Origin of the sequence: Luteibacter rhizovicinus DSM 16549, assembly GCF_001887595.1 — a bacterium.
GTDB lineage: Bacteria > Pseudomonadota > Gammaproteobacteria > Xanthomonadales > Rhodanobacteraceae > Luteibacter > Luteibacter rhizovicinus.
Genome location: NZ_CP017480.1, coordinates 4,181,712 through 4,205,986, shown reverse-complemented (window position 1 = coordinate 4,205,986; position 24,275 = coordinate 4,181,712). Strand labels below are relative to the sequence as shown.

Annotated in this window: 22 protein-coding genes; 11 read left to right on the top strand and 11 right to left on the bottom strand. The window is 64.8% G+C overall.

Annotated elements, in window-relative coordinates; genetic code table 11:
- Window positions 1-152 precede the first annotated feature (152 nt).
- Window positions 153-1,346 carry a DUF2252 family protein gene (locus BJI69_RS19210; protein WP_046967570.1) on the top strand — a complete coding sequence of 398 codons (1,194 nt, stop codon included), beginning with the start codon at window positions 153-155 and terminating at the stop codon, window positions 1,344-1,346.
- A gap of 98 nt (window positions 1,347-1,444) precedes the next feature.
- Here BJI69_RS19210 and BJI69_RS19205 read toward each other — a convergent pair whose 3' ends face one another.
- Entirely contained in the window at window positions 1,445-1,864 is a 420-nt protein-coding gene (locus BJI69_RS19205) for a DUF3224 domain-containing protein (protein WP_046967571.1), read from the bottom strand.
- 117 nt (window positions 1,865-1,981) lie between these two features.
- Here BJI69_RS19205 and BJI69_RS19200 point away from each other — a divergent pair, with 117 nt between their 5' ends.
- The 3 genes from BJI69_RS19200 to BJI69_RS19190 all read left to right on the top strand — a co-directional run bounded on the left by BJI69_RS19200 (window position 1,982) and on the right by BJI69_RS19190 (window position 5,611).
- Window positions 1,982-2,935 (top strand): quinone oxidoreductase family protein, encoded by a 954-nt coding sequence (locus BJI69_RS19200; protein WP_046967572.1) that lies wholly within the window; start codon window positions 1,982-1,984, stop codon window positions 2,933-2,935.
- Between the two features lie 89 nt (window positions 2,936-3,024).
- A complete protein-coding gene (locus tag BJI69_RS19195; protein WP_046967573.1) occupies window positions 3,025-5,127 on the top strand; it encodes a catalase in 2,103 nt (700 codons plus the stop codon).
- A 28-nt stretch (window positions 5,128-5,155) separates the two neighbouring features.
- The gene (locus tag BJI69_RS19190; RefSeq protein WP_078023350.1) at window positions 5,156-5,611 is read left to right on the top strand and encodes a nuclear transport factor 2 family protein; all 456 of its coding nucleotides are present in this window, start codon (window positions 5,156-5,158) and stop codon (window positions 5,609-5,611) included.
- 15 nt (window positions 5,612-5,626) lie between these two features.
- On the opposite strand, the gene BJI69_RS19185 is transcribed toward BJI69_RS19190, so the two are convergent.
- The 5 genes from BJI69_RS19185 to BJI69_RS19165 form a co-directional block, all read right to left on the bottom strand.
- Window positions 5,627-5,905, bottom strand: a complete 279-nt coding sequence (locus BJI69_RS19185) for a hypothetical protein (protein ID WP_125903122.1) — start codon at window positions 5,903-5,905, stop codon at window positions 5,627-5,629.
- A gap of 115 nt (window positions 5,906-6,020) precedes the next feature.
- Window positions 6,021-7,850: a M3 family metallopeptidase gene (locus tag BJI69_RS19180; RefSeq protein ID WP_046967576.1), complete on the bottom strand. Its 1,830-nt coding sequence runs from the start codon at window positions 7,848-7,850 to the stop codon at window positions 6,021-6,023.
- Window positions 7,851-7,913: 63 nt separating this feature from the next.
- A complete protein-coding gene (locus tag BJI69_RS19175) occupies window positions 7,914-8,675 on the bottom strand; it encodes an AraC family transcriptional regulator (RefSeq protein ID WP_046967577.1) in 762 nt (253 codons plus the stop codon).
- Between the two features lie 141 nt (window positions 8,676-8,816).
- On the bottom strand, window positions 8,817-9,824 hold the full coding sequence (gene cydB / locus BJI69_RS19170) for a cytochrome d ubiquinol oxidase subunit II (RefSeq protein WP_046967578.1): 1,008 nt from the start codon (window positions 9,822-9,824) through the stop codon (window positions 8,817-8,819).
- A 7-nt stretch (window positions 9,825-9,831) separates the two neighbouring features.
- Window positions 9,832-11,256 carry a cytochrome ubiquinol oxidase subunit I gene (locus BJI69_RS19165; protein ID WP_046967579.1) on the bottom strand — a complete coding sequence of 475 codons (1,425 nt, stop codon included), beginning with the start codon at window positions 11,254-11,256 and terminating at the stop codon, window positions 9,832-9,834.
- A gap of 169 nt (window positions 11,257-11,425) precedes the next feature.
- Between BJI69_RS19165 and BJI69_RS19160 the strand changes: the two genes are divergently transcribed.
- The 5 genes from BJI69_RS19160 (at window position 11,426) to BJI69_RS19140 (ending at window position 15,427) form a co-directional block, all read left to right on the top strand.
- Window positions 11,426-11,773, top strand: coding sequence for a hypothetical protein (locus BJI69_RS19160; RefSeq protein ID WP_046967580.1), 348 nt, complete (start codon window positions 11,426-11,428; stop codon window positions 11,771-11,773).
- A 148-nt stretch (window positions 11,774-11,921) separates the two neighbouring features.
- Window positions 11,922-13,100 carry an MFS transporter gene (locus tag BJI69_RS19155; protein ID WP_046967581.1) on the top strand — a complete coding sequence of 393 codons (1,179 nt, stop codon included), beginning with the start codon at window positions 11,922-11,924 and terminating at the stop codon, window positions 13,098-13,100.
- 75 nt (window positions 13,101-13,175) lie between these two features.
- Window positions 13,176-13,883: a helix-turn-helix domain-containing protein gene (locus BJI69_RS19150; RefSeq protein WP_052767163.1), complete on the top strand. Its 708-nt coding sequence runs from the start codon at window positions 13,176-13,178 to the stop codon at window positions 13,881-13,883.
- Window positions 13,880-14,503, top strand: coding sequence for a response regulator transcription factor (locus tag BJI69_RS19145; RefSeq protein ID WP_046967582.1), 624 nt, complete (start codon window positions 13,880-13,882; stop codon window positions 14,501-14,503). Before BJI69_RS19150 ends, BJI69_RS19145 begins: the two co-directional genes overlap by 4 nt.
- Window positions 14,504-14,545: 42 nt before the next feature.
- Entirely contained in the window at window positions 14,546-15,427 is an 882-nt protein-coding gene (locus BJI69_RS19140; protein ID WP_046967583.1) for a VOC family protein, read from the top strand.
- 110 nt (window positions 15,428-15,537) lie between these two features.
- On the opposite strand, the gene BJI69_RS19135 is transcribed toward BJI69_RS19140, so the two are convergent.
- The 3 genes from BJI69_RS19135 to BJI69_RS19125 form a co-directional block, all read right to left on the bottom strand.
- Window positions 15,538-17,748, bottom strand: a complete 2,211-nt coding sequence (locus BJI69_RS19135) for a TonB-dependent receptor (RefSeq protein WP_125903120.1) — start codon at window positions 17,746-17,748, stop codon at window positions 15,538-15,540.
- Between the two features lie 168 nt (window positions 17,749-17,916).
- Window positions 17,917-18,906, bottom strand: coding sequence for a zinc-dependent alcohol dehydrogenase family protein (locus tag BJI69_RS19130; protein ID WP_046968032.1), 990 nt, complete (start codon window positions 18,904-18,906; stop codon window positions 17,917-17,919).
- A gap of 201 nt (window positions 18,907-19,107) precedes the next feature.
- Complete coding sequence (locus tag BJI69_RS19125; RefSeq protein WP_046968031.1) at window positions 19,108-20,409, bottom strand: carbohydrate-binding protein; 1,302 nt, start codon at window positions 20,407-20,409, stop codon at window positions 19,108-19,110.
- Between the two features lie 90 nt (window positions 20,410-20,499).
- Here BJI69_RS19125 and BJI69_RS19120 point away from each other — a divergent pair, with 90 nt between their 5' ends.
- Window positions 20,500-21,246: a hypothetical protein gene (locus tag BJI69_RS19120; RefSeq protein ID WP_125903119.1), complete on the top strand. Its 747-nt coding sequence runs from the start codon at window positions 20,500-20,502 to the stop codon at window positions 21,244-21,246.
- A gap of 30 nt (window positions 21,247-21,276) precedes the next feature.
- On the opposite strand, the gene BJI69_RS19115 is transcribed toward BJI69_RS19120, so the two are convergent.
- Window positions 21,277-21,603 (bottom strand): hypothetical protein, encoded by a 327-nt coding sequence (locus BJI69_RS19115; RefSeq protein WP_052767226.1) that lies wholly within the window; start codon window positions 21,601-21,603, stop codon window positions 21,277-21,279.
- 28 nt (window positions 21,604-21,631) lie between these two features.
- Window positions 21,632-22,444, bottom strand: coding sequence for a CHAD domain-containing protein (locus tag BJI69_RS19110; RefSeq protein ID WP_052767225.1), 813 nt, complete (start codon window positions 22,442-22,444; stop codon window positions 21,632-21,634).
- Window positions 22,445-22,698: 254 nt separating this feature from the next.
- On the opposite strand from BJI69_RS19110, the gene BJI69_RS19105 reads away from it, so the two are divergent.
- The gene (locus tag BJI69_RS19105; RefSeq protein WP_046968029.1) at window positions 22,699-23,640 is read left to right on the top strand and encodes a tetratricopeptide repeat protein; all 942 of its coding nucleotides are present in this window, start codon (window positions 22,699-22,701) and stop codon (window positions 23,638-23,640) included.
- Window positions 23,641-24,275: the final 635 nt, after the last annotated feature.

Here is a 24,275-nt window from a genome sequence, read left to right as displayed (position 1 = left end):
CGATTCATCGGCGATTGTGGGAGCCGATTCATCGGCGATCTCGCGGCAGCGAGCAACCTCGCCTCGACGTCTCAACAACTTCACGCCCCTCACGACACGCTTTCCCGTTATCCGCGCTCAACATCGATGCGCAAGAACTTACGAGGCGCGTCATGCCAGTCAAGGGAATCGTCGAACCGCAGGATCGCGCAGAGAATCTCACCGCGCTACGCCATCTGAAAATGGCACGCTCCGCGCACGCCTTCGTGCGCGGCAATACCATCCAGTTCTACGACTGGCTCGAGCAAGCCGGTCACACCCTGCCAAAGGGTCCCGATATCTGGATCTGCGGCGACTGCCACGTCAGCAACATAGGCCCGGTGGCCGACAACAACGGCGGCATCGACATCCAGATTCGCGATCTCGACCAGACCGTCATGGGCAATCCCGCGCACGACATCGTGCGTCTTGCGGTCTCCCTCGCCACCGCCGCCCGGGGCTCCGATCTTCCCGGTGTGATTACGGCACGCATGGTCGAGCAGCTGATCGATGGCTACGAGCGGGCCATGGGAAGCGGACGAAAAGAGTATCGTCTCGTCGATCGTCCGTCGTGCATCAGCGTGGTCATGAAGGCAGCGACCAAGCGCCGCTGGAAGCATCTTGCCGATGAACGCATCGAAGGCTCGAAGCCGACCATTCCGTTGGGCCGCCGCTTCTGGCCGGTCACCGACGAAGAGCGCGCCGAGCTGGAGACGCTCGCCTTGAGCGACGGCATGCAGAAACTGGTCACCCAGCTGGTCCACCGCGAGGACGATGCCAGGGTGGAACTGGTCGATGCGAAGTACTGGGTGAAGGGCTGTAGCTCGCTGGGACGACTGCGCTATGCGCTGCTGATACGCGTCAGCGGTCGCAAGGAACTATGCCTGGTCGATATCAAGGAGGCCTTGCGCGCCGCCGCACCGCGCAGCGCGACGGCCGACATGCCTCGGGACAACGCGCTCCGTGTGAAGGAAGGTGCGCTCCATCTCGCCCCCAATCTCGGCCAGCGCATGATGGCCTCGCGCATCCAGGGCAAGACCGTCTTCGTTCGAGAACTGCGTCCACAGGATCTCAAGATCGATCTCGAGCAGATGGCCCCCGACGATGCGATGGAGGTCGCCCGCTATCTCGGCAACGTGGTCGGCCGGGCGCACGCCGCCCAGTTGAGTCGCGAGCAGCGCAAGAGCTGGCTCAGCGAACTCGCACGTAACCGTCCGCAGAATATCGACGCGCCGTCGTGGCTATGGCGTAGCGTGGTCGAACTGGTCCAGGCCCATGAGGGCGGCTATCTCGAGCACTGTCGCAAATACGCCGGAGCACTGGCCTGATAACAGACATGTGGGAGCCGATTTATCGGCGATTCAACGGTGCGGCTTCGCCGCACCGTTGGCTTTTCGCCGCTGAAGCGGCTCCCACACAAAGCGGATCAGCCGTTGGCCAGCGAATAGGTGAACTCATAGTGGTGCTTACCGTCGGCGATGACGATCTTCATCGAGCCGCTGAGTCCCTTCAGATCCTCGGTGCCGGAGTCAGGAACGACATCGATGGTCCATTCCGTCGGAACGCCGCCGACCATCAGGGCGCGATGGATCATCACGAAGCTGCCCTTGTGCCCGGCCAGCGTGCCGCTGATCTTTTCCAGTGCCACGTAGCCACCCGAGGTCTTGCCATCGCCGGCGCCGAGCATCTCGCCCTGTCCGCTGCCCTCGAGATCGCCCTGGAACTGCTTCCGCAGGGACAGGCGTGCCAGTCCGGATCCCTCGGCGGCGGGGTTATCCGGCGTCTGCGGTTTCACCTCGACGTTGAAGCTTCCCCTGGCGTGCTGCAAAGAGGCATGGCTGTTCATGGAGTCCCCGGGCATGGCGGTTGGAAGGGTTCCACGGGTTATACGCCGGCCGGGCGCGCGGGGCGACATCTGCCCTAACATACGGCCCACGTCCCACCACCAGGCCCAGGTCCGCCCATGCAAGCCCTCCTGTTCGACCGCTTCGGCGGCACCGACGTCCTCCGCTGGGACAGCATGGCCGATCCCGTTCCCGGTCCCGGGCAGGTACTGGTCCGCACGCAGGCCGTGGGCCTGAACTTCGCGGACGTGTATCGGCGCAACGGTACCTACCATCTCTCGGGGCAGGCGCCGTGGATCCTCGGCTACGAAGGCGCCGGCGTCTTGGCCTCGCCGGGCAGCCCGTACCCGCAGGGCTCCCGCGTCGGCTTCGCGGACATGCCGTTCGCCAACGCCGAGCTGGTCGCCGTCGACATCGACAAGCTGATTCCCTTGCCGGACGACATTTCCTCCGAGACGGCAGCGGCGGTCCTGCTCCAGGGGCTCACCGCGCAGTACCTGGTGACCGACAGCTCCCGGCCGCAGCCCGGGCAGGTCGCCCTTGTGCACGCAGCGGCCGGCGGCGTCGGTCTGCTGCTCGTGCAGATGCTGCGCGCGAAGGGCGTCCTGGTGATCGGTGTGGCTTCGTCGGACGTCAAGCGCGACGCTGCGCGACGCGCGGGGGCGGACATGGTCATGGGTTATGACGACCTCGTCGAGCGTGTGCAGGACGCGACCGAAGGCGCTGGCGTGCATGTGACCTACGACTCGGTCGGCCGCACGCTCGGCGACAGTCTGGCGGCGACGCGTACGGGCGGCACGGTGGTCTTCTACGGCATGGCCGCGGGTGACCCGGACCCGGTCGATCCGCGCCTGTTGATGGACCGCTCGCTCACCCTGACCGGTGGCGATCTGTGGAACGTACTTGTGAGCGCCGAGGTTCGCCGGCACCGCGCCGCAGAGCTCTTCGAACTCATTCGCAAGGGTTCCCTCGTGCCGACGATCGCCGGCACGTTTCCGCTGCGTGATGGCGCCAAGGCGCATGCCTTCCTCGAAAGTCGCCGCGCCATCGGTAAGGTGGTGATGACGCTCTGATGCGTCGTGGCGAGGCCGGTTCACACCGGTGAAGGCCGCTTTGACGGCAGATGGTGCATCGTCGGCGTTCAACCTAGCTGAGGTGTGCCATGGCCAAGAAATCCCCGTCGGCGGCAAATGTTGCCGCGCCGAAAGCTGCCGCTGCCAAAGACCGACGTGGGCAGGGCGATGAGCTCCACCAGACGGCTGGCGACGGCCACGTGCCGCTGACGACCAATCAGGGCCTGGTGGTCGGCGACAACCAGAATTCGCTGAAGGCCCATGCGCGTGGCCCGACGCTGCTCGAGGACTTCATCCTCCGCGAGAAAATCACTCACTTCGACCACGAGCGCATTCCCGAGCGCATCGTGCATGCGCGGGGCTCGGCGGCGCATGGTTTCTTCGAGCTGACCGCCTCCCTGGCCGAGTACACCACCGCTCGCGTCCTGACCGAGGTCGGTGAACGCACGCCCTTGTTCACGCGGTTCTCCACCGTGGCCGGTGGCTCGGGCTCGGTCGATACCCCGCGCGATGTACGCGGCTTCGCCGTCAAGCTCTATACGAAGGAGGGCAACTGGGATCTGGTCGGCAACAACATCCCGGTGTTCTTCATCCAGGACGCGATCAAGTTTCCCGACCTGATCCATGCGGTGAAGATGGAGCCAGATCGTGGTTTCCCGCAGGCAGCCAGCGCGCACGACACGTTCTGGGATTTCATTTCGCTCACGCCCGAATCGATGCACATGATCCAGTGGGCCATGTCCGATCGCACCATCCCGCGCTCGCTGCGCATGATGGAAGGCTTTGGCATTCATACGTTCCGCCTGCTCAACGCGAAGGGCAAATCGACCTTCGTGAAGTTCCACTGGCGGCCGAAGCTCGGCCTGCAGTCGACGGTGTGGGATGAGGCGGTGAAACTCGCCGGTGCCGATCCGGATTTCCATCGTCGCGACTTGTTCGAGGCGATCCAGGCAGGCAACTTCCCCGAATGGGAACTCGGCGTGCAGCTCTTTACCGAGGCACAGGCAGCGAAGTTCCCGTTCGATCACCTCGATTCCACCAAGCTCATCCCGGAGGAACTCATCCCGCTGAAGATCGTCGGCCGGATGGTGCTCGATCGCTGGCCGGACAATTTCTTTGCCGAAACCGAGCAGGTCGCCTTCTGTCCCTCGCATCTCGTCCCCGGCATCGATTTCAGCAACGATCCCTTGCTCCAGGGTCGCCTCTTTTCTTACCTCGACACGCAGCTGTCGCGCCTGGGCTCGCCCAATTTCCATCAGCTCCCGATCAATGCGCCGAAGTGCCCGTTTGCCAACCAGCAGCGTGATGGCCACATGCAGACGCAGGTCCCCAAGGGCCGCGTCGCCTACGAGCCAAGTTCGTTGCAGGCGGACTCCCCGCGTGAGGACCCCGCTCGCGGATTCCGTAGCGCGGCCGTGCACGAAGAGGGCACGCGCGAACGCGTACGTGCCGAAACCTTCGCCGATCACTACAGCCAGGCCCGCCTGTTCTTCACCAGCCAGACGGCCTTCGAGCAGGCGCATATCGCCTCGGCCTTTGTCTTCGAGCTGTCGAAGGTGGATGCGGTGCACGTGCGCGAAGCGATCGTCGGCCATCTGCTTCATGTCGATGAGGATCTGGCGAAACGTGTCGCCGCCGGGCTGGCCATGTCGCCCTTGCCCAAGGCGCCGAAAGCGGCCGCGCCGGTCGTGCCGATGAAGCCATCCCCGGCCTTGCAGATCATCGGCAAGATGAAGGCGACCCTGCAGGGTCGGGTCGTTGGCATACTCGTCAACGACGGCTCCGATGGCGCCGCGGTGGCGAAGCTGCGCAAGGCCGTTGAAGCGGCGGGCGCGACCGTAAAGATCGTTGCCCCCAAGGTGGGTGGGGCAAAGCTTGCCGGCGGCCAGCTACTCGTCGCCGACGGGCAGCTGGCCGGCACGCCATCCATCAACTTCGATGCGGTTGCCGTCCTGCTTTCGACGGAAGGTGCCGCTGCCTTGACGAAGGAAGCTGCCGCGATCGACTTCGTTCGCGATGCCTTCGGTCACCTGAAGGCGCTTGCCCTGGATGACGGGGGGCGCGCGCTCTTTGCCAAGGCAGGACTGGAAGCCGACGCCGGTGTGGTCAAGGCGTCGGATGCCGAGGCCTTCGCCAAACTCGCGGCGACCAGGCAGTTCGCGCGCGAGGCGAAAGTGCGTACGCTAGCGTGAGCTCCCACCACCACGCCAAGGGTCGCCCATGAAAGCAAGGTCCCTCGCTACCGTCGCCATGACCGTCCTCGGTCTGGCGACGGCCACGCCTTCGTCAGCCGCCGATACGGATGAACGCGCCGTGCTCGCACCCGTCCAGGCCTTCTTCGATGGCATGGCGAAATACGACAGTGCCGCCATACGCGCCACGGTGCAGCCCGAGGGCAGCGTGGCCTTGCTGCGCAAGGGCAAGGTGGTGCGCATGACGCTCGGTGAGTTTGCCGACCACATGAAGCCGGCGAAGGATCGCATCGAGGAGCGCATTTACGATCCGCTGGTCCGCATCGATGGCGACATCGCCATCGTATGGGCGCCGTATGACTTCCTGGTCAACGGGCAGGTGAAGCACTGCGGCACCGATGCCGTGAACCTCGTGCGCATCGATGGGCGCTGGCTGATTACCGGCATCGCGGATAACAGTCGGGATACCTGTCCGGCCCGTTAGGCCGGGCACGACGACTCAGGCGTCGCCGAACACCAGGTCGATCTCGTTGGAGATGGCCACCATGGCCGCTCCGTAACCCGGCTGCGGCTCGCTGCCGGGCGGACCGAGCAGGCGACTGAGTTGATAGGCGGCTTCGGCGATCCCGTCGAAGCCTTCGGGTGCGGCGAGGGACGCGATGCGGCGTGCGCGAAAACGGCTTTCGTCAAGATCGCCCGCCACCGCGGCCTCGTTCATGGCCACGGCGTCGAAAATGATGTCACCCATGGTGAGGCTATCGGTTTCCTGGCGGTGCACGTCGTAAGTCCCTGATTCGGCCCGGGAGAAGGATACAGCGGGCGCGCCGCCGCAGGCGTCATCAAAGTGTGAATTGGCCGGCCTTTTGCGACATCGCCCCGGCGACAGGCCACTTTCAGTTGCCGTAGACCCTGGCCAGCGCAGCCGTCTTGCCCTGGATCACGTCCATGTCCGCGCCCACCAGTTCCGCGGGGGTCAGCTCGCGACCGAAGAAGCGCTCGAGGATCTCTTTCGGCGGCGCATCGAAGCCGGAGGCCATCATCGCCTCGTAACGCTTCTGGAAATCGCGGGGATCGTTCGTCGCCATGGCGAACATCTTCGTCGCCAGAAGCCCCGCGTAGAGGTAATTGGCGAGGTAGAGCGGATCCTGGAACATGAGCCGCTTGCCGATCCAGGCGTGCTTCAGTTCAGGATCGATGGCCGGCCAGATCTCGAAGCCGGTGGTCGTGGCGAGGGTAAGGGCATCGATGTCGGCCGCGTTACGGATCTTGCCCGCGATCACCCCGTCGTAGATGGCCTCTTCCAGCTGGGCCTCCTCGGCGGACGTGAAGATCTCGAAGGTCATTTCATCGAGCTGCGCCTGCAGGTAATAGGCCCGGGTGGCCGCATCGGGCGCGTGCTTGTAGAGGTATTCGTAGAACAGCATCTCGTTGAGGATGGCGATGGCTTCGTGCATCCAGCTGGGGCCGTGGTTGTAGAACGGCGACACCCCGTGTGCGTTCATCAACTCGCTGTGCAGGGCATGACCGCCTTCGTGTGCCACGACGCTCGCGCCCTTCAGATCCGCATTCCATTGCCCGAGGAACAGCCCCGGCGGCACACCGGGGGCCGCGATCGAGAACGCGTCCTGAATCCGGTTGCCGCGTGCCCCGGCGAGGTCCGTGCGATGCGCGGACGGATCCAGCAAGGCGGTGAAACGCGCCACGTAATCACGACCCAGCGGCGCGAGCGCGACGGGAACGATGCGGCGAACCTGCGCGTAGTCGAAGATAGGAGGCGTAAAACCCGACGGCGGCAGCGTGATGTCCCAGCTGTGCACGTTCGCGATGTTCGCCGTGCGACCGATCTGGCGGGCCCGCAGTCGCTGATAGTCCATCAGGACCGACGCACGCTGTTCCACCGCGTGTGCCGTGGCGTCGACATCCGCACGATCGAACTGACGGGCAAAGTAGGCAGCCTCGGGACCATTGGCGAAATGCTGCCGATGCGCCGTGGCGTCGTTGAGACGCACGATGCCGACCAGCAGGGCGGCGTAGGTTTCGGCGTGGGCCGCGTTCGCTGCCTGCTTCTGCTGCCACGCCTGTTGCCTCACGCGGCGATCCGGATCGGTGCCCAGGCGATCCGCATCCTTGCCCGCATCGAGGTCGCCGGCGCTCGTGTGCACGCTGCCGTAGACCGTCGCGCGGCGGGTCTTCTGGTACGTGTTCCACAACGCCGTGCTGCCCTGGTCGGAGATATCGTCCAGAATCGCCTGCTCGCCTGGAGGTAACTCATGCGGGAGGACGCGGACCGCGCGATCCAGCACGTAGGCATAGTGATTCAAGCCCGGTTCCGATCGGGCTGCCTCATCGAAGCCCGTCTTACCCAACGCGCGCAATGTATTGCGCACCTTGATGACGATGTTTTCCGCGTCGGACCCCGCAGCGGTATGCGCGTCCGCCGCAGCGTGGTCGTCGATGTCGCGCGCCGTAAGCAGGTGCAGATAGGCGACGTGCCGCTGGTCCCGGGCGAGCAGCGACTCGGCGCGACGCAGGTAGGCGAGCAGGTCGGGTGGTGACGGTGCCGCGAGCACGGGGAGGGCGGCGATGTCCACTTCGAGTGCCGTTCGTTCGGTCGCCTCGGCGGTGGGCGACGGAAAGTACGCCGTCGCATCGATGCGGTAGTCGTCGGCGAGAGCGAGACCGGGAAGGAGGATCAGGGCGGCGAGCCAGCGGGATGTCTGCATGGCCCCACCGTAGCAAGCGGGATGGTGGTCTGCTTTACCCGGATTAACGCGTGTTGACTCCGCTTAGCGCACGGCCTGTCGCCATGCGGTCGGTGTGGTCGCATGCACCGCGCGGAACGAACGCGAAAACTGCGCGGCGCCCGCGAAGCCGCATTCCAGGGCGATGTCCAGCAGCGGACGTCGCGTGGCGCGCAGGAGCGCCGCGGCACGCTCGACGCGCAGGCGGCGCACGTAGTCGCCGATCGTGCATTCGTGGACCGTGCGGAAGGTGCGCGCCAGATGGACGGGGTGGCGCTCCGCGATGCGCGCGAGCTGTTCCAGTGTCACTTCCTGGGCCGGGTCGTCATGCAGAAACTCGCGCACGCGTCGAAGCCAGGCCGGCTCCTGACACGTCCGCTGGTCCAGCCCTGCCGCGGCGAGCGCGAGGGCCTCCAGGGTCAGGCCCTGGGCAGACAGTTGGGCGAAGGCGTCGCCCAGCGCAAGCTGGTCGACGATGCGTCGTCCCAGTCCGAGCAAGGCCGGGGAACGGCGAAGCAGCGGACGTCCGTCGAGGCGTGTGGCGTGGCTGGAGAGCAGGGCGGTGGTGTCGGCATCGGGCGAGAAGATCACCTTGCGAGCGCCTTCATGGCCGAACCGCTGTGCGTGTGTCGCGTGGGCCGGACAGAACAGCAGGTCGCCCGGTGCGTGCTCGTTGGTTTCGCCGAGGATGCGTTCCTCGTAACCGCCCGCGACGACCAGGCAGAACGAGGCCTCGTCGTGGGCATGCGCGGCCATGGCGCCACCTGGCGCGTAGCTCGACACGTGCAGCTCGGTGATGCCGCTCATGGTGCGCTCCTTGCGACCCTGGCGATACCTAGTGCGGTACCAGCAGCCGGAAGAGCCCGGCAACACAGGCTACCGCGGCGACGCCTCCGAGATAAAGCGTCACGAACCAGGCCGCCTGACGCAGGCGTGATCGCTTCGCCATCAGTGGTAGCCTTCGTCGCCCTGCCGCACTTTCCCGCGGAAAACCCAGTACGCGAGCACGGTGTAGGTCAGGATGATGGGAATGACGATAGCCGCGCCGACCAGGGTGAACACCTGACTCGAGCGCGGCGCGGAGGCAGCCCAGATATCGAGCGAGGGCGGAATGATGTTGGGAAAGATGCTGATCAGCAGGCCGCTGTAGCCAAGGAAAACGATGGCCAGGGTGAGCAGGAAGGGCAGTCGCTCCGCGCCGCGCTTCACGGCGACAAGGATGCCGACCACGCAGGCGAGGACCAGTACAGGCACCGGCAGGAAGAACAGCAGGTTCGGCATGCTCAGCCAGCGCGCGGCCACGCCGGGCTGACCGAGCAGGGTCCAGACGCTGACGATCCCCACCGTCACGGCAAGGCACAGCGTGAGGGGACGCATCAGCACGGCCATGCGCCGTTGCAGTTCGCCCTCGGTCTTCATCAACAGCCAGCCGCACCCCAGCGTGGCGTAGGTCAGCAGCAGGCCGATGCCGGTGAACAGGTTGAACGGCGAGAACCAGTCGAAGGGGCCGCCGACGAACTTGCCGTCACGCACGTCGATACCCTGCAGCAGGCTGCCGAGGATCACACCCTGGGCGAACGTCGCCACGCCCGAGCCGGCGATGAAGGCGAGATCCCAGAGGTGTTGCGTACGCCGCGCCTTGGCCCGGATCTCGAACGCCACACCACGGAAAATGAGTCCGCAAAGCATGGCGATGATGGGCAGGTAGGTGGCAGGCAGCAGGACGGAATAGGCCACGGGGAACACGGCGTACAGGCAGGCGCCGCCCAGGACCATCCAGGTTTCGTTGCCGTCCCAGACCGGGGCCACGGTGTTGAGCATGACCTCGCGTTCGCCTTCGCGATCGAAGAACGGAAAGATCAGGCCGATACCGAGATCGAATCCGTCGAGCATGACGTAGAGGAAGACGCCGAAGCCGATGATGGCCGCCCAGATGACGGGCAAGTCGATATGCATGGCGTGGTTACTCGTCGATGGGATCGGTGGGGCGCGAAAGCGGACGATGGTCGAAGCGATCGCGACCCAGGCCTGTGTCACCGGAGGAGGAACCTTCGGCTTCGTCGCGTGGCAGGTTGGGACCCTTGGCCATCAGCTTGAGCATGTAGTAGATGCCGGTGCCGAAAACCAGGAAATACACCATGACGAAGATCATCAGCGAGGTGCCGACCTGGTCCACGGTCAACGCCGTCGACACCGCGTCGCGGGTGCGCATCACGCCGTAAACGACCCACGGCTGGCGACCGGCTTCGGTGGTAATCCAGCCGGCTAGCAGGGCGATCAGGCCACTCGGACCCATGAGCAGGGCGAAGCGCTGGAACCATCGCGCCTCGTAGAGTCGCGCGTTGCGCCTCAACAGCAGGCCGAGCACGGCAAGCAAGAGCATCAGCAGGCCCATGCCGACCATGATCCGGAAGCTCCAGAAGACGATCGTCGAATTGGGCCGGTCTTCGCGAGGGAAGGATTTCAGTCCCTGGATCTCGCCGTCCCAGGTGTGCGTGAGGATCAGGCTGCCCAGGTGCGGAACCTTGATCGCGTAATGCGTGGTCTCGTTCTCCATGTCGGGCCAGCCGACGAGGTTGAGCGAGGTGCCGCCGTGTTCGGTCTCCCAGAGGCCTTCGATGGCGGCGATTTTCGCCGGTTGATGTTCGCGTGTGTTGAGGCCATGCGCGTCGCCTGCGGCGATCTGGATCGGCACGACGACGAGCATCATCCACAGCGCCATGGAGAACGACTTGCGGATGCCCGCATCGCGCCGGCCACGCAGCAGGTGCCAGGCCGCACAGGCGCCGACGAGCATGGCGGCGACGATGAAGGCTGCCAGTGCCATGTGCACGAGCCGGTAAGGGAACGAAGGGTTGAAGACGATCTTCAGCCAGTCGACCGGGACGATCCGTCCGCCGATCACTTCATAGCCCTGCGGGGTCTGCATCCAGCTGTTCGAGGAAAGGATCCAGAACGTCGAGATGAGCGTTCCGGTGGCCACCATCAGCGTGGCGAAGAAATGCGCCTTCGGACCCACACGCGTCCAGCCGAACAGCATGATGCCGAGGAAGCCGGCTTCGAGGAAGAACGCCGTCATCACCTCGAAGGCGAGCAGGGGGCCGGTGACCGAGCCGGCGAATGCGGAGAAACCCGACCAGTTCGTGCCGAACTCGTAGCTCATCACCACGCCCGATACGACACCCATGCCGAAGCCCACGGCGAAGATCTTCGACCAGAAGAAGAACAGTTCCTTGTAGACGACCTTGCCGGTCTTCAGCCACAGGCCCTCCAGCACGGCGAGGAAGCTGGCCAGCCCGATGCTGATCGCCGGGAAGATGATGTGAAAGGACACGGTGAAGGCGAACTGCCACCGGGCAAGGAGAAGCGCCGTGTCGGATACGTTCACTCGGGAGTCCGTGCGTGGGAGCCGGCCTCTAGTGTCACAAGTTGCGGAGCCGCTGGATTGTTCAAATCGGCCACGGCGGGCGCGACCGATCGTCGCGCCGATTCGGCAGACTCACTTAACTTTGCAGGCGGCAGGCCGATGATCCTGCGACCTTGCACAAGGAATGCCCGTGAAGCTTCGTCTCCTGCCGCTCGTATGCTCCATCGTCATTTTCCTCGCCGGCTGCATGGGCGACGACTTCCATCTCTCGGGCAAGTCCGCCGATGGCGCCGACATCGTCCTGGAAGGCCAGCGGGGGACAGTGAGCTGGCACTGGGGGCCCAAGGCGTATTCGCAGCCTTTTACGCTGGACAAGAAAGACCTCTCGCATGCGCCCAGCGGTTGGGACGGCACGCTGGACCTGACCCTGAGCGGCGGCCGGCGTCTGAACCTGGCCGGCGAGCACGGCACCTTCGTCTGCAAGAAGGGCTGTGACGACCTGCACCTCCCCCTCGTCTGGACCGTCGCCGACAAATAGCCCGGCCCACCACGAACGACGCCGCGCCGCTCCTGTAGGAGCCGATTCATCGGCGATCCACGTCGCCGAGAAAGCCAGACGTGCGTATCCTTCAAGCCCCAGGTCGCTCCGTGCGGCACAGTCCGCAAAACCCCGGAGCCGCGACACAATGGATAATCCCACCCCGCTGCGAGTCCTGACTCGCGGCACGCTCTACGCCATGGCCCTCGCGACCGGCCTGGCCGTCGCAAACATCTACTACAACCAGCCGATGCTCGGGATCATGTCGCGCGATTTGCACGATGGCGCCGTGGAACGCTGGATCCCGACGCTTACCCAGCTGGGCTATGCCGCCGGCCTGCTGTTTCTCGTTCCCCTGGGCGACGCGCTGGAACGGCGGAGGCTCATCGTCGTGCAATTCGTCGTGCTGGCCGTCGCCATGGCGGCGGCCGCACTCGCGCCCGGCCTGGCCACGCTGGCGATCGCCTCGGTGCTGGTCGGCGCGATGGCCACCGCCGCACAGCAGATCGTGCCGTTCGCGGCCATCCTCGCCGAACCGTCCAAACGCGGCGCCGCTGTCGGCACGGTCATGAGCGGCCTGCTCACCGGCATCCTGCTCAGCCGTACGGTGGCAGGCTTCGTCGCCAGTGCCGCCGGGTGGCGCGCGATGTTCTGGCTGGGCGTACCCATCGCGTTGATGGGGGCCGTGCTCATGCGCGTGCGCCTCCCCGAGCACCATCCGACGCGCCGGGTGAGCTACGGGGAACTGATGTCGTCGCTGGTTGCCCTGTGGCGTCGCGAGCCCTTGCTGCGCCGGGCCGCGCTGACCCAGGCGGTGATCTTCGCGTCCTTCTCCGCCTTCTGGACCGTGCTGGCCCTGCGTCTGGAGCAGCCGCCGCTGAATCTCGGTGCCGCCTCGGCAGGTCTCTTCGGCGTAGTCGGTGCCGTCGGCGTGGCGATGGCACCGCTGGCCGGGCGCGTCGCCGATCGCCGAGGGCCGTGGCGGGTGATCGCGGCCGGCGCGCTGGCAACGGTACTGGCCTGGGTGGTCTTTGCGCTGTGGCCGACGCTGGTCGGGTTGATCGTCGGCGTCATCCTGCTCGACTTCGGCGTGCAGATCGCACTCGTTTCCCACCAGCATGTGGTCTACGGTCTGCACCCCGAGTTCAAGAGTCGGCTCAATACCCTGTTCATGACCACGATGTTCCTCGGTGGCGCGACCGGCTCGTTCGCGGCTGCCGAAGTGTGGCGACATGCCGGCTGGACAGGCGTTTGCGTCCTTGGTGGCGGCCTCGCCGCGATCGCGCTGGTCTCGCGTTTGCTGCATCGCGTGCCGGCGACGCACTGAGACCCCCCAAACAGGGGGTCACCGCCTTCATGGCGCTGTCTAGCATCCGGGTCGTCTCCCGTTGCGAGCCCCGCCATGAACTTCGCCCAGATACCGGCGCCGGTCCTCACGCGCCGGGTCGCGCATCCCACCGCCGAGCGCGTTCGGGGCCTGCTGCGCAAGGCACTGCAGCAGATCGACGCGACCGATACACCGGATCGCGACGCGTGCGCGCGCTACATCGTGCTGGCCCTGCAGATTCACACCAACGCGGTGCCCGTGTCTGCCGATGTGGTCCCCAGTGGGCTTGCTGCCTGGCAAATCCGCGTGGTCCACGAGATGGCGCTGGCCAACCTCGATGCGGCCTTGTCGATCAGGGAGCTCGCGGCCGCGTGCCGGCTTTCGCGTGGCTATTTCACCCGCGCCTTCAACGCCACCTTCGGCGTCAGTCCGCACCGCTGGCGCCACCGCCATCGGCTCGACCACGCGCGGACCTTGTTGCGGGCGACCGACGGACCGATCGCCGAGATCGCGATCAGCTGCGGCTTCAACGACCAGGCCCATTTCACCCGCGCCTTCAAGATCGCCACGAACGTCACCCCCCACGCCTTCCGCACACAGTGTAGGAGCCGATTCATCGGCGATGCTCCATGTGGGAGCCGATTCATCGGCGATCCCGCGGCAGCGGGCCAGCCTGCCGCAGCACCCATCGCCGCTGAAGCGGCTCCCACACAGAGCACGGCTCTCACGCAGAGCACAGCTCCCACACAGAGCGCGGTTCCGACGGGTAAGCTCGGCTCATGACTTCCGAGCCCATCCGCGTCCTCATCGTCGACGATCACCCGCTGTTCCGCGCGGGCGTCGCAGCGATTCTCGACGACAGCCCCGGGTTCGACGTGGTCGGCCAGGCGGGTACGGGCCATGAAGGCATCGAAGCCTGGCGCCGGCTGCTGCCCGATGTGGCTCTTGTCGATCTGCAGCTGCCCGACATGGAAGGCACGCGTGTCATCGCCCTCATCCGCGCACATACGCCGACGGCTCGCGTCATCGTGCTGACGACCTACGGTGGCGACGGCAACGCGCGTCGGGCGCTGGCAGCAGGCGCGAATGGGTATTTGTTGAAGACCTCGTTGGTGGACGATCTCGTCGGGACCATCCAGGCCGTGCATGCCGGACAGCATCGCATCGCGGCGGAGGTCGCGCAGGACCTCACCGAACACTACGGCGACCAGGCCCTCTCCGAACGCGAACTCGACGTATTGCGTGGCGTGGCACTGGGCCTGGAAAACAAGCAGATCGCCGCACGCCTCGGCTTGTCCGCCGAGACCGTCAAAGAGTACCTCTCGAACGCGATGGGCAAACTCCGTGCAAGCAATCGTGCGCATGCCATCGCGCTGGCCATGGAGCGCGGCTTCCTGCGTTGATCGCGCAGGGTTTCATCCCTTTTACCCTGCAGGAAAACGTCCATGCGTCTCCGTTCCTTGTTTCTCGGCATCGCACTCGTCGCCGCCGCACCCGCCTCTGTGCTTGCCGCTACCACGCCGGATTTCTCCGCGGGGCCGCAGTACGACACCACGCACGTCTACCTGGCACCTCAGGATGTCGATGCCTTCGTGCGCAGTTTCGCCGCCACGTTCGAAGGACAGTCGACGAAGCAGGGCATCGCCACGGTGACGCCGACGCCGTCGAGCACCTCGACGCAGGTGGTGCAGAGCCCATCGGGCGCGGTGTCCGTCTTCGGCTTCCGTACCCCGGTGCCGTATCCCTTTGGCCTCGAGCGTACGGGCTATCTGGTGACGGACCTCGATGCCGCGATCAAGGCGGCCGAACAAGCGGGTGCGGCCACCGTGGTCACGGCCTTCGACGACCCGATCGGCCGCGACGCGGTGATCAGCTGGCCGGGCGGGGTGAATATGCAGCTCTACTGGCACACGAAGACGCCGAGCTACGAACCGCTGCGTCATGTCCCGGAGAATCGTATCTACCTGCCGGCGGCCAGTGCGGCGAAGTTCGTCCAGGCCTTCACGCGCTTCGCCCACGGCAAGGTCGTGTCCGACGACGCGAAGGCCTCGTTGACGGAGCTGGGTGGTACGTCGGGTACCTATCGTCGCATCCGGATCGAGTCCGGTTACGGCAAGGTGAGCGTGCTGGTCACCGATGGACACCTCGTCTGGCCCTACGGTCGCGAGGTGACGGGTTACGAGGTGGATGATCTCGCCGCCGCCCTGGCACGTGCCACGCAATCCGGCGCACAGGTCCTGGTGCCGGCACACGACGAAGGTGACCGCCATGCGGCGATGCTGCAGTTCCCTGGTGGTTACATCGCGGAAATCCACGCCGCGCGGTAACCGTCAAGCAAATGTGGGAGCCGCTTCAGCGGCGATAGGGTGCTTGCCACCACACCCATCGCCGCTGAAGCGGCTCCCACACAACAGTGACTCCGATCGAACGCGTTCGATCAGAAATCGAACGAGGCCGAGACCAGGAACGTCCGCGGCGTGCCCTGGGTCAGGTAGCCACCCGTGGCCGAGGCCCAGTAGCCCTTGTTGGTGATGTTCTGCACGGTGAGGCGGAAGGTCACCGGGACGCCGTCCAGCGTGCTGGAGGCGCGGGCACCGACATCGAACGTCGTCCAGGCCGGGATGTCCAGCGTGTTGGTCACGTTGACGTACTGCTTGCCCGTACGAACGGCGCGGGCGCTGAGCGTGATGTCCGGCGTGTTCGGGATGTCCCATTCCGCGCCGAGGTTGGCCTGGAAGCGCGGCACGCCGATGGCGTCGTTGCCGTTGTTGGTGCCACCGTCGGTCTTGGTCAGCTCCGGCTGGATGTAGTTGGCACCGCCGAGTACGCGCACGCCCTGGGTCGGTTCCCCGAAGAAGCTCCACTCGGCACCACGGTTACGCTGCTCGCCGGCGATGACGTAGGTGTTCGTGGTCGTATCGACATAACCACTGGGCTGCTTGATCTGGTACAGGCCGAAGGTGCTGCCGAAGGCGCCCGCGTCCCACTTCACGCCCACTTCGTTCTGCTTCGACTTGAACGGCGAAAACACCTTGCCGGCATTGGTCAGCACCGTGTTGCCGAACTTGATCGGTGCGGTATCGCCCTGGGTGAGCGCTTCGATGTGGTTCGCGTACACCGAGAACTGCTCGTTGATGCGGTAGTTCACGCCGAAGATCGGGCTGTTGGTGTACTGCTCGTACTCGGCGTTCTTTGCGCCGCCCTGGTTGGTGTAGTCGTAGCCAATGACGTGCATCTTCTGGCGACGAACGCCTGCCGTCACCTGCAGCTTGTCGTCCATGAAACCCAGCGTGTCGGACACGGACAGGCTTCGTGTGATGGTGCGTCCGGTGATGTCGGGCGCGCCGGAATCGCCGATGTACTCGGGGCGCGACACGTCAATAGGATCGTAGATGTTCGTGGCGAAGGTGCCCGAGTACTCATAGGCAACCTTCTTCCGGGTGTTGAGTGCGGAGAAGCCGACCGTGACGCGGTGCGTGACGTCGCCCGTGTTGAACTTCGCATTGAAACCGGCTTCGCCGGTGGCGGTGTTCGCCACGTAAGGCACGGTAAAGCGCGACTCGGTCGCGTTACCCGCCGCATCGCTGACCGTGGGGCTGACGTAGTCGCCGAACTCATTGCCATGGTGCGCGCCGGCGGCGACGTAACCCGTCAACCAGTCCGTGATGTCGTATTCCGCGCGGACGACGCCGAAGGTGTCTTCCAGCTGCGAGCCGGACCACGACTGGGCGTAGTTGGTCTTTGCCGAAGGCGCCTTCGGGACGACGCTGCCGACGAAGACGGTCGAGCGACCGCCATTGATGGTCTGCTTCTGATAGCCGAGATCGGTCGTGACCCGCAGGCGATCGCCCGTGTAGTCGAAGCCGATGGCGAGGGCGTTGACGCGATGGTTCTCGCCGTCGATCGCGGTACCGCCGTTGCGTGACACCGCGTTGACCCGCACGCCGAACTCGTTGTTCGTGCCGAAGCGGCGCCCGATATCCGCGGTTGCACCGATCTGGCCGTCGCTGCCGTAATCCACGCCGACGCGGGTGATCGGGTCGACCGTCGCGCGCTTGGGCGCGATGTTGATGCTGCCACCGATGCCGGATCCGCCGGGGGAGACACCGTTGAGGAAGGCGCTTGCGCCCTTGAAGACTTCAACGCGGCTGACCAGCTCGGGAGCGAGCAGCTGGCGGGGAAGCAGGCCATAGAGGCCGTCGAAACCGATGTCGTCGCTATACAGCTGGAACCCGCGGATCACGAAGGTCTGCGAGTAGTTGCCGTAACCGAAGCCCGTGCGCACGGCCGGATCGTTGGCGACGACGTCACCCAGGGTGTGGGCCTGCTGGTCGCGGATGAGCTTGTCGGTGTAGCTGGTCATGGCGAACGGCACGTTCATCATGTCCTGGTTGCCAAGGACGCCAAAGCGGCCGCCCTGGGCGACCTGGCCACCGGCATAGGCGGCCGTAGGCGCTACGACATCGGCCCGGACCTGCACGCCGGACAACGTGGTCGCGTTGTCCTGGGGCTTGCGCTGGGTGTCGTCGGTCTCGTCGGCGGCATGGGCCGCACCGGCGATCAGGAGGGTTCCCAGCACGGCGGCGCGGATGGAAAGGGTCAGACGGCGACGAGCCGGGAGGGCGGTGTGCATGGTGGTCCTGGGCATGGGAAGCCTCGATCAAAGGCGAATGGAAATGAGAATCGCTCGTATTATGATCGAGATTGCAACAGTCGCCTAGGGGTGAAGCCTGCCCGGACGGGGATGGCCCGGTCCGGGAGGGGGGAGAGCATCGCCGATGAATCGGCTCTCACAGAGGGCGCAGGCGAGCCGGGGTCACACGGTGACGACGATGCGGCCGATGTGCTCGTTCTTTTCCAGCGTGCGGTGCGCCTCGACGATGTCGTCGAAGGCGAAGGTCTGCGCAATGCGCGGCTTGAGCTTGCCGCTGGCCAGACCCTCACTGATGAAGGCCACGGCGCGTGCCTGGCGCTCGGGGTCGGTCGTCGTGCCGAACAGGTTGTAGCCGCGGATCACCGGCTCGTTCGGAATGATGTCGAGCAAGGGCAGCGGGGTCACGTCGTCACTCAATGCGCCGTAAACGAAGACGGTCGCGCCATGCGCAAGCGCAGCGAGCAAGGTCGGGAACTGCGAGCCACCCACGGCTTCGAAAGCGAACGTCGCGCCCTTGCCGTCGGTGAGGCGCTTCACCTCGGCGACGAGGTCCTGTTCCTCGGTCGCGATCACGTGCTTCGCGCCGGCCGCAAGCAGCGCATCGCGCTTTGCGCTCGTGCGGGTGAGGGCGATGGGTGTGGCGCCCAGCATGTTGATCATCTCGATCGCGCCGAGGCCGACGCTGCTCGATGCGGACGAAACGAGTACGACATCGCTCGCGGTCAACGGATGGCGCTCGGCGAACGCACCGTATGGCGTGATGTACGGGTTCCAGATGGCCGTGGCTTCTTCGAAGGAAAGGCCGGCGGGAATCGCCACCACGGCATGCGCGGGTGCAAGGACGACTTCGCCATAGAGACCGTAATCGTTCTGAGAGAACGAGGGGATCGTGGTGACGGCGTCACCGGGTCTGACATGAGTGACCTCGGTGCCGACCGCGTCGACGATGCCGGCGACTTCGTAGCCCAGGCGCGCGGGCAGGCGAACCTCTTCCACATAGTTGCCTTTGCGCCACATGGATTCGGCGCGATTCAGGCCGATCGCGCGCACCTGGATGCGGACCTCGCGCGGCCCGGGCGCGCCGACCTCGACCTCACGGAACTGGAGGACGTCGGGAGCGCCATAGCTTTCGAACAGAACGATGCGTGACATGAACGAACCTCGGACAGAAGGGAAGGCGGGCGGCACGTGGCCACTACGCCCCCAAACGTGTGTCCGGGGTGGGGATACAGAAGTAGCGGCGCTGTCCGAACACTTCGGACGTGGACGGCTGGCGCCTCAAACGATGTGCCCCGGGTCCCGTGACGGGATCCGGGGCACACGCGCTGGCCATGAGGGTTGGCCGGATCGCTATCAGCGACCGAGATCGCTCAGGAAACGCTTGGTGTATTGCAGCGGCGTGGTGCTGGGCACGGAATTGCAGGTCGGCGAAGCCGAGCCGCCCGCACACGGCGTGTCGCGATCGAGCGACCAGAAATGCACGCCGGCGAGCTTGTTGGTCGACGCGTAGGCCGCGATCTTGTCGACGTTGGCCAGGCTGACGATCTCGCTCGACGCGTCGTTCACCCCGATCATCGGCGTGATCTCGATCTTGCTCAGTGGGATGCCGTAGGTGTGCTGGAGATTGGTCACGGACTGGATCGCGGACTGGCCCATGTCGCAGCTGCCGTTACTGACCACACAGATACCCGCGCTCGCTCCGGAGCCATAATCCATGGCCATCAGGTTGATCGTGTAGTTGACCAACGAGGAGGCCTTCACGGCGCGGACCACCATGTCACCGGTGGTGTTGACGCCACCGAAGCTGCCGTCCGACGCAGCGAGCGTCGCCAGGGTGAACGAGAAGCGCAGGTTCGGATACTGGCTCTGCGCAGCGACCGCGCCCGCGATCAGCGAGTTGATCTGCGCCGGTGTCTGGCCCGCTTCGATATCGAAGTCGACGCCGACCATGTGTGGGCTCATGTACGTCGAAATGAACTTCGCCATGCCCGCATTGCTGCCGCAGGTGAAGCTGCCGGCCTGGCCGCCGGTAGAAACGACGTAGTTGATGCCGGCACTGTTCAGACGGCTGATGTTCGCACTGGCGAAGGACGCGGCGGGCAGGCCGCCCCAGTTCTCGCTGCCGCATTCACCGGTCGCGAAGGCGAGGGTGATCGCGCCGAGGTTGGGCACCTGGGTCGAGACGAGGCTGCCACTGCCGACGACCGGAATACGCGTACCGGTGACCAGCGTCGACATGATGTTGGTGTTCCAGTCGAGGTTGATCGTGATGTCCTTGTAGGGACTGAACAGCAGGTCGCCAGCGGCCGGCGGCGGATTGGTCGGCGGCGGCGGGTCGACCGGGGGTGGCGTGGTGCCGCCCGTACAGGAACCCTGCGATGTCCACGGCTGGCCCGAGCCACTCGCGCCGCTATGCGTCGCGGGGTCGTCGCCCTGGGTCCACCAGTTGGCGAGGTAATTCACCCCGTTTTCGCTGGCCGTGCTGCCGCCCGTGTAGACCGAGCCGGCATTCCATGCGGCGGCACACGCGCCGGCGGCGTGAGCCGTCTGCACCGGTACAGCGGCGGAAAGAGCCAGCGCGATCGCTACACCGAGCGTGCCGGAGCAGCCGCCGAGCAGCGCATGGGACCGAACCTTTGTCGTCTTCGTGAACATCGAACGCCTCCTGCCTTGGGTTGGTGGCGTTGATTTAGTCCTCGATGACAACGTTGTCTATTTGCCATTTGGCGAAATGTGACGCCCGACGTGAAGGCCGATTTAACAGATGATGCGGCGCTGCAACGGCGTCATGGCGCCATTTGCTCGCATGGCGGGGTAAGCCCGCGGGAACGCTTTGATGCGTCGCGTCAGCGCCTGAAAATTGTCTTGTCTCGTCCCACTGTCCCCAATGACAACGAAAGCCACCGTTTGCGGCCCTCGGGTAGGCGTAGTGGGACGAATATGTCACCGTGGCGGCATACCGGGATTCGATCCGGAAAGGAGCAACGATTCATGCCGTCCCGTTTCAACGTGATCGCCGCGGTCTTCATCGCGGCCTTTGCCAGTTCCGTCGCCGCTGCGAACGCTTCGCCGCAGGCAACCCAGGCGCCTGCCGATCCGCAGTTCGAGGCGGCGAAATCGTTTGTTTCGTTCTACACGTTCAACCGTCTTGGTTATAAGCAGGTTTGTGACAAGCAGGCGGTCGACGTGAGCGTTTTCGTGACGACGTTCGTCAATGAGCACGCCGCGCCGTATGCCAAGGCCTTGTCGGTCCTGCAGGCACACGGCATCTCGGAAGCGGCCGTGATGGCCAGGTTGCAGCCGACGATCGCCTCGTCGGAGCCTGGCGTTCGTCAGGCGTTGACGGATATGGCCGTCGGCGAAAACGCGGGTACCACCACGCTGGATGGATGCAAGTTCCTCGCCGCGCACGCGGAAAAACTGGCCGGTGACCTAGACATCCGGAAGTTTCATCCGGAGATTCTCCAGGCGCTCAGCGGCAACAAGCCTTGACGCTACGCCACGAGACCGCGCGCGGAGGCCTCAGGCCTCCGGGTTCGCCGCCAGCCATGCCGTGACATAGGCCTCGAGCGACAGTTTCGTCGGAACCTTGAGCGCGGCCTCGCGGACGAATCGCATCGAGGCGGTGAGGAAAGCCTGTTTTGCCTGGTTGCTGGCCTGGCGCACGCGCGCCTGGCTCTGGCGAACCTGCACCAGATGCGGTGAAGGTTGGCCGGGCTTGGCGAACTTCTGGTAGCGGCGCAGTTCGTCGGCCACCGTCGCGGTGTCCGTGGCGGCCTGTTTCATGGCCTGGGCGGCCTTGCGTACGTCGATCAGGGCCGTCGATGCGGCCGGGGAGAGATTGGTCATCCAGCGAGCTTAGAGCATCGCGACCGCGTCAGCGGATCTTTCGGTGCGCCTTGAGCTCGTGGGCGATGCGTTCGAGCAGCGGGTCCAGCGTGAGCGGCGCCTTGAGCGAGCGCAAGGTGGCGCGCAGGGCCCTCAGGTCCTGTTTCGCACCCAGCGCGTCGGAGATCCGCGACATGCCATGCACGGCTGCCTTGTCGTGGGCGCTGCGCTTGTGCGCCGACTTGCCTGTTGCCTTCAACACCTTGCGCCAGAATTCCAGCTGCATGCGCAGGCGCCGGGCGCGTCGGCGCCACCGGTGCAGGTTGGCCACCGAGCCGTCCTTGCGTACCCGTTTCTCGGCCCTCGCCACCCGTCGCTCGGAGGTCGCGATGGCCTGTTCGATCGCGCGCCGGGTGACAGCCTTCCAGGGCAGGACTTCGATGGCGTCGCCGAGGTCGCGAATCTGATGGCGGCGTTTGAGGAAGCGTGGGTCCTTCGTCAGCGCGGCAGCGAGGCGGCCGTCCCGGCGGTTCGCCAGCGCGTGGATGGCTGCCTGCCATTCGGGCGACGGGCCGGGACCGGCGAGCACTTGGGCGGTATGTAGCGCCACATGAGCGTCGCGCAAGGGGGAGAGGCCCGCGGCGAGCTTACCGATGCGTTCGGTAAGGGCAGGCAGCTGTGCGGCGAAGGGTTCCGCCCCAAGCGTAAGTAGGCTTTTCAGTCGTCGTAAGGATTTGCGCGCCTCGTGGATCCCGCGGTGGCGGTCCTTCACATCGGCCAGCGCACGCGCGGCACTGCGACATTCGCGACCCGCCAGAGCGGCGAGGGCGGCTTGGATGCTGGGCGCGGGGGGATGTGGCATCGGCACTTCATACCACGAGATGCGTGGTCATGCCTGCCGGGGTCGTTATCCAGGGTCTAAAGAATCTCTGGCCACGGCCGATACGGCGATCCGACAAGCGTGTGTTGTTCGTCCAGGGATCGTCGATGACGATGCCGCACTTTTTGCGTGGCGCAAGCACGGATAGGCACGTGCTCCTTCGGTCGGCGGCATCATTGGCCCAGCTGATTTCGTGACATAGAAAAATTTCAAGGAATGGATACCAAGTGAGTTGCATGCCAACAAATCGCGTTCTTATTGCCGTCGCCTCCACGCTCGTATTCCTGGGTGGCTGCGCATCGAAAATTCAAAAAGCCGGCCCGTTGGTACAGGCCGGTTCGTCATTAGCGAGTACCCCGAACTATCTCCATGACTCGTGGGAAGAAACGCTGCGCGCCGCACGTAAACAGGAATCGGGAGCTACGTCACCGATCGAAAAGGCGAGGGCCGTCAAGACGCAGGCGGCGGCGCTAGACTCACTGGGCAGGCAAAAAGAGGCGCTTGACGCGATTGATCGCGCAACTTCCTTGCTTCCCTCGCCGTTACCGAAGCCGTTTGCGTTCACCAAAGCCAGCATTCTTCTCAATCGCAATGACCCGAACGGCGCCTTGGCGATACTCAAGCCGTTGCTCGCACAAGCGAAGGACGATGAGGTCGGCAGGAATCGACTTAACGTCGCTGTCATGAGAACCCTGAATAGAGAGGGATTCTTCGATGCAGCACTCGCCTATATGCAGCTAGAGCAGTGGCAGGATGCGGTCCGTGCATTAGAAGACTCGCAAGACCTGACGGAAGGTCGATCTTTTCAGGCCTACAAGGCGCTCTACTACCGTTATGTGCAGGCGAGATCGAATGATCCCGTGGCGACCAGCTCCCAGCTCGAGTCGTACGCGACAGCGCTTGCTTCGTATGATGTCGGCTATCGCAGCTCGCTCTTGAGTATGTGGAACGGCAGCGACAACAGCGAAGAAGTAGCGCAGCGGATCGCGGCGATCCCCAACAACGCCGATCGACAAGATGCGCTTGCGGAATTCTACTTCTTTCGCGGCGCCTACCTGAAATACGTCAAGAAAGATGACGCAGGGGCCCGAAAGATGATGGCGAATCTCGATCACCTTGCGCCATACGGTGCCGTTGAGTGGATCATGGGTTCGCGGGTGCTATCAGGCCATGAATAAAATCGCCGCGTGTTGCTTACTTCTGCTCGCCACGATCGTCCTGTTCGCCTTGGGTGGATGCGCCCAGTTGCGCTCATATAAGGAGCCGACGACAGGTGCGCGCGCTCGCGTACGTATCGTTGGCAATCAGCCAGTCTTGTATAGCCATAAGACATGCGATCGTGACGATATGAGACTAGAGGGGTTCGCGTATTACGGAAACAAGCGTCACGATCTGCAGATGCCATACCCGTTAAGGGAGTCCGGAGATGCGACTGAATATTACGTTGCGGCAGGCGTAAACCTGACGGTCACGTTCCGGGATCGTGGAGACATAGCTCCCGTCCCGAAAGGCTTCACCGTTGTCTACAGGGATTCTGGGGAGCGTTGCAGCCTCACCAGCGTCGTTTTTTCGCCAAAAGCGGGCCATGACTATGAAGTGCGAGAGCACGGTGGTGGCTTCTGTTCGGCCTCGGTCGTAGAGCTGGTGCCCGATGCGTCTGGGCCAGCGCGATACATGCCGGTGGAAACATCGCCATGTCCGGAGTCCTAGTGGCCGCGAACGCCATGTCGGGCACCGGCAACGACGAAGGTTCAGCCGTCTCGGATGACCGTTCACATGCTCAGCGTCGAGACCGGGCGGCTTTGCACCTTCC

Coding starts and splice junctions, on each gene's coding strand:
- BJI69_RS19210 (WP_046967570.1), top strand. CDS start 153: ATGCCAGTCAAGGGAATCGTCGAACCGCAGGATCGCGCAGAGAATCTC.
- BJI69_RS19205 (WP_046967571.1), bottom strand. CDS start 1,864: ATGAACAGCCATGCCTCTTTGCAGCACGCCAGGGGAAGCTTCAACGTC.
- BJI69_RS19200 (WP_046967572.1), top strand. CDS start 1,982: ATGCAAGCCCTCCTGTTCGACCGCTTCGGCGGCACCGACGTCCTCCGC.
- BJI69_RS19195 (WP_046967573.1), top strand. CDS start 3,025: ATGGCCAAGAAATCCCCGTCGGCGGCAAATGTTGCCGCGCCGAAAGCT.
- BJI69_RS19190 (WP_078023350.1), top strand. CDS start 5,156: ATGAAAGCAAGGTCCCTCGCTACCGTCGCCATGACCGTCCTCGGTCTG.
- BJI69_RS19180 (WP_046967576.1), bottom strand. CDS start 7,850: ATGCAGACATCCCGCTGGCTCGCCGCCCTGATCCTCCTTCCCGGTCTC.
- BJI69_RS19175 (WP_046967577.1), bottom strand. CDS start 8,675: ATGAGCGGCATCACCGAGCTGCACGTGTCGAGCTACGCGCCAGGTGGC.
- cydB (WP_046967578.1), bottom strand. CDS start 9,824: ATGCATATCGACTTGCCCGTCATCTGGGCGGCCATCATCGGCTTCGGC.
- BJI69_RS19155 (WP_046967581.1), top strand. CDS start 11,922: ATGGATAATCCCACCCCGCTGCGAGTCCTGACTCGCGGCACGCTCTAC.
- BJI69_RS19150 (WP_052767163.1), top strand. CDS start 13,176: ATGAACTTCGCCCAGATACCGGCGCCGGTCCTCACGCGCCGGGTCGCG.
- BJI69_RS19145 (WP_046967582.1), top strand. CDS start 13,880: ATGACTTCCGAGCCCATCCGCGTCCTCATCGTCGACGATCACCCGCTG.
- BJI69_RS19140 (WP_046967583.1), top strand. CDS start 14,546: ATGCGTCTCCGTTCCTTGTTTCTCGGCATCGCACTCGTCGCCGCCGCA.
- BJI69_RS19135 (WP_125903120.1), bottom strand. CDS start 17,748: ATGCCCAGGACCACCATGCACACCGCCCTCCCGGCTCGTCGCCGTCTG.
- BJI69_RS19130 (WP_046968032.1), bottom strand. CDS start 18,906: ATGTCACGCATCGTTCTGTTCGAAAGCTATGGCGCTCCCGACGTCCTC.
- BJI69_RS19125 (WP_046968031.1), bottom strand. CDS start 20,409: ATGTTCACGAAGACGACAAAGGTTCGGTCCCATGCGCTGCTCGGCGGC.
- BJI69_RS19115 (WP_052767226.1), bottom strand. CDS start 21,603: ATGACCAATCTCTCCCCGGCCGCATCGACGGCCCTGATCGACGTACGC.
- BJI69_RS19110 (WP_052767225.1), bottom strand. CDS start 22,444: ATGCCACATCCCCCCGCGCCCAGCATCCAAGCCGCCCTCGCCGCTCTG.
- BJI69_RS19105 (WP_046968029.1), top strand. CDS start 22,699: ATGCCAACAAATCGCGTTCTTATTGCCGTCGCCTCCACGCTCGTATTC.